The organism is Paraglaciecola sp. (assembly GCF_030730205.1).
Taxonomy (GTDB): domain Bacteria; phylum Pseudomonadota; class Gammaproteobacteria; order Enterobacterales; family Alteromonadaceae; genus Paraglaciecola.
Window position 1 is genome coordinate 1 of sequence record NZ_JANQVQ010000308.1, and the last position, 7,732, is coordinate 7,732.

8 protein-coding genes are annotated in these 7,732 nt (G+C 43.9%); 2 read left to right on the plus strand and 6 right to left on the minus strand.

Going from position 1 to position 7,732, the window contains the following annotated elements; translation table 11 throughout:
- Positions 1–24: 24 nt before the first annotated feature.
- From NWQ57_RS20240 to NWQ57_RS20255, 4 genes are all read right to left on the minus strand, one after another.
- Positions 25–444, minus strand: coding sequence for a group 1 truncated hemoglobin (locus tag NWQ57_RS20240; RefSeq protein ID WP_306023997.1), 420 nt, complete (start codon positions 442–444; stop codon positions 25–27).
- A 4-nt stretch (positions 445–448) separates the two neighbouring features.
- A complete protein-coding gene (locus NWQ57_RS20245; RefSeq protein WP_306024004.1) occupies positions 449–1,243 on the minus strand; it encodes a DUF3034 family protein in 795 nt (264 codons plus the stop codon).
- A gap of 65 nt (positions 1,244–1,308) precedes the next feature.
- On the minus strand, positions 1,309–3,642 hold the full coding sequence (locus NWQ57_RS20250) for an EAL domain-containing protein (protein WP_306023998.1): 2,334 nt from the start codon (positions 3,640–3,642) through the stop codon (positions 1,309–1,311).
- Positions 3,642–4,367, minus strand: a complete 726-nt coding sequence (locus NWQ57_RS20255) for a methylamine utilization protein (RefSeq protein ID WP_306023999.1) — start codon at positions 4,365–4,367, stop codon at positions 3,642–3,644. The genes NWQ57_RS20250 and NWQ57_RS20255 overlap by 1 nt, the downstream gene beginning before the upstream one ends.
- 208 nt (positions 4,368–4,575) lie before the next feature.
- Between NWQ57_RS20255 and NWQ57_RS20260 the strand changes: the two genes are divergently transcribed.
- Positions 4,576–5,397: a mechanosensitive ion channel family protein gene (locus tag NWQ57_RS20260; protein WP_306024000.1), complete on the plus strand. Its 822-nt coding sequence runs from the start codon at positions 4,576–4,578 to the stop codon at positions 5,395–5,397.
- Here the strand turns inward: NWQ57_RS20260 and NWQ57_RS20265 are convergent.
- Together NWQ57_RS20265 and NWQ57_RS20270 are read right to left on the minus strand one after the other, a co-directional pair.
- On the minus strand, positions 5,394–6,050 hold the full coding sequence (locus tag NWQ57_RS20265) for a YoaK family protein (protein WP_306024001.1): 657 nt from the start codon (positions 6,048–6,050) through the stop codon (positions 5,394–5,396). The genes NWQ57_RS20260 and NWQ57_RS20265 overlap by 4 nt on opposite strands.
- A gap of 5 nt (positions 6,051–6,055) precedes the next feature.
- Positions 6,056–6,565 carry a hypothetical protein gene (locus NWQ57_RS20270; RefSeq protein WP_306024002.1) on the minus strand — a complete coding sequence of 170 codons (510 nt, stop codon included), beginning with the start codon at positions 6,563–6,565 and terminating at the stop codon, positions 6,056–6,058.
- A 174-nt stretch (positions 6,566–6,739) separates the two neighbouring features.
- Between NWQ57_RS20270 and NWQ57_RS20275 the strand changes: the two genes are divergently transcribed.
- A complete protein-coding gene (locus NWQ57_RS20275) occupies positions 6,740–7,732 on the plus strand; it encodes a zinc transporter ZntB (protein ID WP_306024003.1) in 993 nt (330 codons plus the stop codon).

Genomic DNA, 7,732 nt, shown 5'->3' on the forward strand with positions numbered 1-7,732 from the left:
GGATAACGCGGTTACCGCAAGCTTCTACAAATAGATGATCTCTTTACGTGTTGGGACCATCTTGGCTAATAATTTGTTTTGCACGGGGTGGGGGATCTTGGCTTTGTTCATGGCTTGAATAAACAAATCAACGCCAAGGTTAAAGTCGGCTTCGGTGATATTCATCCCCGCGTGTACTTGCTCCATGGTATCGCCGGTGTACTCGCAAGGGCCCTTAGCTAATACGCACAGGTGTTCGTTCATTTTTTCTCGAAATCGTGCAATGTCTGATTCAGCAAAATAACGAAACAGGGTCTCGTTAAATTCTATTTCATGAATAAAATTATCTACCACAGAGGCAATGGCTTGTTTACCACCGAGTTCGTCATACAAGGTGGTTTTGCCGGTATTTGCACAGCCACTAAGCGCACTTAATAAAAGTAAAAGACTGAATATTATTTTCATTTGTTTACCACAACTGTCCGTTTAATGAGAGGTACAAGCCATCTTGACCTGGCGCGCCAGCAATCGAGCCTAATTTAGCCCACGCTAATGTGAGGTTGATATGTTTTGAAGGAATGTAGCTGACAAAATAATCGGTCCAGTCATCTTCGCCTAAACCCAGATTATCGGGCTTTTGCCGATACTCAAGTCCTAGAGCGATATGACGAGAAAATAATATGCCGGCCGATGCTTCTAACATCAGCTCATAGTCGTTATTTTGTGGGCCGCCAAAGCCTAATATGCCCATTTGATTGGCTTTGGTCGCACGAGCCGTCAGATTCCAAACGGCGTTAAATCCTGCGATGGCACCCAAGTGGACTTTAGTGGCGGCGATATAAAAATCTGTGCCAGACGTGCTATTTTGTGCACCCACCGAGCTGGCTACCGCCGAGTCTTCAAGATGTTTGTACTGCATGCCTACACTAACTTGAGGCCATTCAGAGTAAACGACGTCGCCATATAACTTGTATTTAAGGCCAACAATGTTCTGTTTAATATCGACGCCTGCGCCTTTTATTTCAAAGTGCTGCTGGGCAATGCTGACTTCTACTTTGTCATACAACGAAATCGAAGCGCCTAACATACTCAGCCTAAAATCATCCACATCTACCCGGGATAACGTAGCACCAGCCGATATTTGCTCGCGGCTATCGTAACCTGCAAGGGTTGCCCAAGGCACAATGCCGCCACCACCACTGCCTTCAATTTGCGTTAAACCAGCGGTGCCGATCAGTTTACCGTCGGCCGCTACACATGGCATGGCTACACTGCCTATTACAGCTATCCAGGCTATAGCGAAACCGGCGACTTTTATTGCGCGTGTATTCATAGGCTCTCCAACCAATTTTGATCGATGTGGGTGTGGTACCAATCTATTAGCGCACTGACCGCAATGGGTTTACAAATATGATAACCCTGAGCGTATTCACAGCCCCACTCTTGCAATAAAGTTAAGGTTGCTTGGTTTTCAACACCCTCAGCTACCACATCCATACCGAAGCTTTTGGCTAACTTCAGTACGGTCTGCACAATATGTTGATCGCCCACTTGGGTGTTTAATTTAAGAACAAAACTCTTGTCTACTTTTAGGGTATCAACTGGTAGGTTTTTCAAGTATGCCATGGAAGAATACCCCGTTCCAAAATCATCAATTGCCACCACAAAGCCATATTCTCTAAAAGCCGAAAGATGCTTGATGGCTTTGGCCGGATCTTTGACCACGTCACTTTCGGTGATTTCAAAGGATAGGGCACTTCTGGGCAAATTATGTTGGTCGAGTAACTGTACTACAAAGGGTAATAAGTCTTCATTCATCACATCGTGGGCTGATAAGTTAATGGCGATACACAGCTCAATGCCGGCGGCTTTAATCACTAAGGCATCGCTGACGGCGCGCTTGATCACCCACTCGGTTATTTTATCGATAAAACCCGCTTGTTCAGCAATAGTAATAAAATCTTCTGGTGATACAAAGCCTAAAGTCGCGCTGTTCCAGCGGATCAAGGCTTCCACACTTCTGATCTTATTAGCGCCAATATTGAGTTTGGGCTGATAGGCTAGGCTTAATTCTTGTTGTTCAGTGGCGAGGACTTTTTTCAGTTCAACAATGATGGATAAACGTCTTAAATAACGCTGTTCGATGGCGGGATCAAACTTTAACAGTAGCTGACGGGTTATCTGGGCCTCGTCTAACACGATATTCATCCGTCTAAACAGCAATTGTGCACTATCAGCTTGCGTGGGGCATTCGATCACGCCAATGGCGATTTTTAAATTGATCACCACCCCTGCGTCGTCAATAGGTTGCTCAAGTTTCGTTTTAAGCAGGGCTAAGTGCTCAAAAGATTGTGCTGAATCAGGTACCCACAGTAATTCACCACCGGTTAAACGCGCCGTTAGCCCTCCTAATTCTGCTACCCGACTGGCTAAGATTCTTAAGCAGGTGTCGCCGCTTTGGTAACCAAAAATATCGTTGATGCCGCGAAAGCCAAAAATGTTGATGCCAATAGCTTGAAAGTTTTCATTGAGTTGTAGCTTGTCATCGAGCAGTTTTTCGATGTGGTAGCGGTTGTTCACTCGAGTCAATATGTCATGATTGGCTTGGAAAATGATTTTTGATTCTCTGGCTTGGATGTTGTCTTGCATGGCTGAAAATGCGGATGACAGCGCCTGCACTTCAGCGAGTTCATGTTGCTCGTGATTAAAACTTTTTTGATAGTCACCGTTGGAAATGCGCTGCGCAATTCGGGCTAGCTTACCTAAGGGTTTAGACAAGCGCCGAGAGAACATTGCGCCAAATATCAGCGTAATAAGCATCGATACAAATGCCACGACAGAGATAGTGGTTTGTAATTGGTTAAACTCAGAAAAAACTTGTTCGATGTTTTCAGACAGCACGACCCATACCGCTTGTTCGTTTATCTCTGAAATAACAAAAGACTTGGATATGTAATCTTGTTTTTGCAGTAACACGGTGTCAAACCAGCTAAATTCTTGGTTTTGTTGGTCAAATACCTCAAAGGCTTGCATGGGCTTGAGAGTTGATTCTGAAAAAATTAGCTGCGCATTTTGTCTTACCTGCAGACTGATTTCTAATTGGGTAATGTTTTTAAGCTGCGCCAAAAGCGCGCTTTCAAGCTCAAAGCCGACTAAGGCCAAGGCAATGGGCCTTGGGGCATCAACAGTGAGAATAATGACTTGATAAAGTTTGTCGTCAAGTAACATTAAGGTGGTGCCGCCACCTTCTTGAACTGTGCTTTTGATAAAGTCTGGATAAGCAAAGGGGGTGTTTTTCTCTAAGGCATCATTGGTGCTGGAAATTAACTGGCCGTCGAGCGATATCAAGGCCATTAAATCCGCTTCGATACGGTCACCATGATTTTGCAATACGCTTTGTATGGTGGCCTCATCCCGTGTTGCTACCGCGCTTCTAAAAGGAAAATCCAGGGTCAGGGCGTTGGCGCTTATATACAATTGCTGTTCACGACTGGCCAATACTTGTGTTAGTACATTTTGCGCTACATTAAGATTTCGATTGAGCTGTTTTTGAGCATGACTTGACGTAGTGGCCCACATACTGACTAACACGCCCACAGTGGTAAATAGCACAGTGCCAACCACTAATCTAAAGATGCTCTTGTTGAGCGTAATCACTGCCATTAATTAAATTTTTTCTTAAATTTAGATGTGCTCTTTGACTCGGTTTCACTGGGCATTGGTGCATGCAATAAGGTTAACGAAATAGTCAATACATCGCTGTTAGGTAAGGGTTTAAGCGTGGTGAGATTAATGGTTTTACGTTGGCTATTTTGTGCTGACAAGTTGGCCTGCCACAGGGTAATTTCAGTGGTGTTTTCAGGAAGTTCGACCATACCCTGTTCATTACTCAAATAGCTAGTTTCGTTTTGTGCCACGTAAATATAGCCCAGCATTTTGTCGTGTATATTGCAGCCAAGCACAACGATACCAGGTTGCTCAAATGTCACGGGCTCGGTGACGGCCCCTTTAAATAATTTAATTTCAAAGGGTTTTGGCGCGGAAAAGCTGTAAACATGATGACGAATATCGTCACTATTTGGAAAGCTGACTTGTTGACCTTGCTGAATAACCAAGACTTGTGGCACAAATTGTTTGTTCATTTGATCCATGACGGCAATATCAGTGGGGACTATATGGGGCTTTTGTTCTTGCGCAATTGCGACAACAGCGTTGGTGACCGGCTGGCCAAATTGGTCAATTAGCTTGATAGTTTGTGCTAAGGCCAAGGCAGGGCAAGCAAGGCACATTGCGACGAGTAGCTGAATTGTGACAACGCGGCCCACTAGCTGATTGACCAGTGTGAATATGACTGCCATGTTTTGACGTAATCCAAGGATAATTTTCATGCTTTTTTCGTTATTTTTCTCCATCACTCATCCATCCTACATGATAGGATCACACTTATACAATGCTGCAAGTGCAATCCCTAGGCATAAACGACGTGTTTTGGTTTATGCAAGAGAGATGTGATCAAAAGTAAGCCTTAGTATGTGTCAAATCAAACCTACCGAAGGTTAATTTTTGTGAATATAGAAAAGAATAAAGGGTCCTAGCGTGGAACTAGTGTTAAATATTGTCAGTAGTCAGTTTTTTCTGACCCTCATCATCCCTTCGATTGCCTTAACCATTAAGTTTCTATTGGTGAGTTGGTGCCGGCGCCGGGCAAAAAGTAAAGGCGATGATAAAAGGGACCTAATTAATAATATTAAGAATTTTATTAATTTTACGCTGATTATTTCTTTGTTAGCCCTGTGGGCGCCTGAATTACAAAAATTTGCTCTGTCAATAGCGGCATTTGCTGTCGCTATTGTGTTAGCCACTCGAGAATTTATTCAGTGTATTATTGGTTTTTTCTATTTATTGTCTACACGGCCTTTTCGCATTGGCGATTGGATTGAAGTTGAAAACCAAATAGGAGAGGTGTCTGCCACCGATTGGATAAAAACCACCTTGATAGAAGTGGAGCCTCGTACTTACCAATACACCGGTAAAACCTTGTTTATTCCGAATAACAAGTTGATTGCCAGCCCCATCAAAAACTTTAATTTTTTAAAGCGTTATGCCTCCCATAAATTTTCGATTATTCGAGACCAGAGTGTTAATCCCTATGTATTTATGGCGCAGCTGCAGGCTAAAGCGCAAGAGTATTGTGCTGATTTTTATGAGGTTGCAACGCGCTATAACCAAATGATTGAACGTCGGCTCGATGTGAAAATCACCGGCCCTGAGCCCGAAATTACTGTTTCAACCACATCAGTGGGCGACACCGTGGTGTCGTTTACCTTATTTTGTCCTACTCAACGTGCGGCCGAATTAGAACAAGCCCTGACTGGCGATTTTATGAACCTTTGGTTTGCGCAGATCAAACCTGATTAGTGCTTATTTTTAACTAACAAGCGGTAACTTAAGGCGAGGGTAAAACAAATGGCTATCGGCGCGCTAAAGGCGATAAAACCATAGTGGTTAAATAGCATAGCGCCAGCGGCGCCACCGCTGATAAACCCTAAAATAATCAACATAAATAATATCATCTTACGATTATCAATGGTCTCGCCGCGCACCCTTGCCCCCAGCATAATGCCAAGATCGGTAAAAATGCCGGTAACGTGAGTTGTGCGTACAATTGCACCGCTGTAACGTGTCGCGAGTGCATTTTGAATGCCACAGGCACACGATGCTAAATAGTGGCCAATGAGCGAATTGTTTTGCATTAAAAACATCGCTGCTAATAACAGTAGCCCTTCAATAACCAGTAACGAGTCATAGTGACGCCCCGCATTGATTGAACGGCCGGACAAAAATAGACCCGAGATAGCCGCACCCGCAAGAAAGCTCAACAAAATAACCAGTAAATGGAATAGCGCAGGGTGTTGATTGAAAATGGCACTGCCTACCAAGGTTGCCGTGCCGGATAAATGAGAAATAGATTGGTGCTCAACACCCAATAAGCCAATGACGTTGATGCAGCCGGCACTAAACGCCAAGATAAACGCCCCGTATTCAATCCATCTTGGTAGTTTTGTACTCACAATCGCTAGTATTCCAGCTCTAAGCCTTGTGGGGATAGGGTGACTGATGTGGGTTCATTGCTGAGCGTATTGACATCAAGGTGCTCAAAGTTAAGTAAAATAATCGGCGGTAAAGAAGGGCCTATCGATTGTTTGACGACCTTGATGGCTTCGGTTGAATCACTCATATTATCCTGCACCACATAAAACTCATCTAGGATGGGGCGGTCAAATCTCAGTGAATTAGTGGCTTGCTGAAAACTGGTTGTGCCTTTGATGAGTCCATCTGCCTCCAGTGTTTGCCCTTGGTAGCTAACTTTTACTTTAAGTTTAATGTCAATCTCGTTGTCCAAATATTTAAGAATGACCTTAGGATTATAAAAGGTTGCTTCAACCTCTTCATATTGCCGGACAAGTGGAAAACGTTGCTGAACTTGTTGATTTATTTGTGCTGCTGAAATAGTGAATTGTTCAGCGTACAGCGCGCTCGAATAGCACCCTAAATAAACCAATAAACCGCTCATTATCCTCTTCATGTTTACTTCCTTTAACTATAAATTGCAGACCAAAATACGCAATTGAGCGACAAAAGTCTTTCATTTGCATCACTCTACTAGCAACATACTACCCCTTTATTATAGTGCACACACCGATTTGCATCATTTCGCTGATACTTTTCTTAGCCAATGATGCTTAAAGTAGGATAATTCATGCTCAAGCAAAATAATGAAACCGCCAGTGTTGCTGGCCCCGATGGTTTACTGTGGTGTTTTATCATTGATGCAGCGCATAGCCGGCGCTGCACGTTTGCTGATATTCACGCTTATCAGGGCACCGGCTTTACTTGGGTTCATATGCAAAGTGATGAGATCAACTCAGCCCAGACTTTGAGCCAACTTGGGTTAAATAAACCACAAATTGACGCGTTGTGCGCCCTCGACACGCGGCCAAAGGCGCAGCAATTTGACGATGGCATGCTAGTGTATTTGCGCGGCATTAACCGCAACCCTGAGGCTGATCCAGAAGACATGGTGTCTTTGCGTATGTGGGTAAAAGACAAACAAATTATTTCGTTACGACGCAAAGATCGTCGCTTGCTGTCTATCTTAGATGTGCGAGAAAGTATCGAACAAGGCATGAGCCTAAGTTCACCGCACGAACTGATGGTTAATATTGTACGCAGGATCACTGATCGCATTAGTGATACGGTGGATGAATTAGACGACGAACTCACTCAGTTTGAAGCTTTGGACGTGCCGCAAAACGAATCTCGCTTACGTTTAACCTGTGCTAGGCGTCAGGCGGCAGCTATTCGGCGTTATCTTGCTCCTCAGCGTGATGCCTTAGATGCCATTACACGAATTTCGAAAAATTTAAACGATGAGCAAATCCATCAACTGCGTTTTGAATATGATCGCATGACCCGTTATGTAGAAGATTTAGATTTAGCCAAAGAACGCGCCATGGTGCTGCAAGACGAACTTCGCAACCGGATTGCTGAGCAACAAGGCATGCGGATGTACGTGCTCTCGTTAGTGACTGCTATTTTTTTACCCCTGTCTTTTTTAACCGGTATTTTTGGTATGAACGTCGCAGGCTTGCCCGGCACCGAAAACCCTCAAGCGTTTACGTGGTTAGGTTTTAGTATGGTGGGCATAGCTGTAGGAATATTTGCATACATGCTGTGGAAAAAATGGATGTAA